1 protein-coding gene is annotated in these 1,051 nt (G+C 42.8%); it reads right to left on the reverse strand.

Going from position 1 to position 1,051, the window contains the following annotated elements:
* Positions 1 to 990, reverse strand: a 990-nt coding sequence (locus R7E78_RS24630) for an ABC transporter substrate-binding protein (RefSeq protein ID WP_318058410.1), incomplete at its 3' end; no start/stop codon positions are given.
* Between the last annotated feature and the right edge of the window lie 61 nt (positions 991 to 1,051).

The following is a 1,051-nucleotide window of genomic DNA, read 5'->3' on the forward strand; positions in this document are numbered from 1 at the left end:
ATAAACCGAATCCAAGATATTTTGACGATTGATCGCAAGGTTCAAAGCTTGGCGGACTCTTGGGTCGCGAAGTGCTGGAGTCTCGGTATTAATCGCAATAAAGGAAACGTTATTTGCTGGTGTTGCCGTCAACTCAAGGTTTTCATCTTCTTGAATGATTGGGATCTGGCTAGAGATAGGTGAAGACAAAACATCGCATTCATTGCGCAGCAACTTAGCTAACGTGCCAGTACCACGGTGTGAAATGTCGAACACTACTTGTTCCATTTTCGCTGGCGAGTTCCAGTAGTTCGGGTGACGTTCCAAGCGAATCAAATCGTTTACTTGATACTCTTTGAGCTGGTAAGGCCCTGAACCAATAGGGAGTTGGTCGATTTGCTCTTTATTGTCTTTTGCCGCCAATTGTTGACCGTATTCTGCTGACAGTATTACCGCATGGCTGGTGGCGATGTTTGCCAAGAATGAAAAGTTTGGTTGCGCGAGTTTAAACGTCACTGTGTAATCATCGACAGCAATCACATCTTGCAATAGATTTTGAAAATCTAAACCAGCAAACCATGGATAAAAACCACCACCAACTTGATGAAAAGGATGGTCTACATCAATGATTCGCTTAAAGCTGAATACCACGTCTTTTGAATTTAACGGGCGAGTCGGAGAGAACCACGGTGTCGTTTGGAACTGAACGCCATGTTTAAGCTTGAATGTGTACTCAGTACCTTCCTTGTTCACAGACCAACTTTCCGCAATGCTTGCAATAGGTTGGTGTGTTTTAGGATCAAGCGTGAGTAAGGTATCGTACAACTGAGGGCTTAACGCCTCGGCTGTAATAACACTGTCTATAAGCTGAGGGTTAAATGTTGTTAGTTTACCTTGCCCACAAAACACAAAACCTGCTTGGCGAATATCGTTGTGATCGATTTCTTCACCACAGGCAGTCAGTAAGCTAATACCAATAAGGCTCAGCGATAATCTTATAAAAGCATTCATAATATGAAATGTTCATTGGATTTTGCTTGTTTCATTTGATCTTACTCGTCCAGAGCTCACA

The sequence above is a fragment of the Vibrio sp. YT-19(2023) genome, assembly GCF_033337395.1.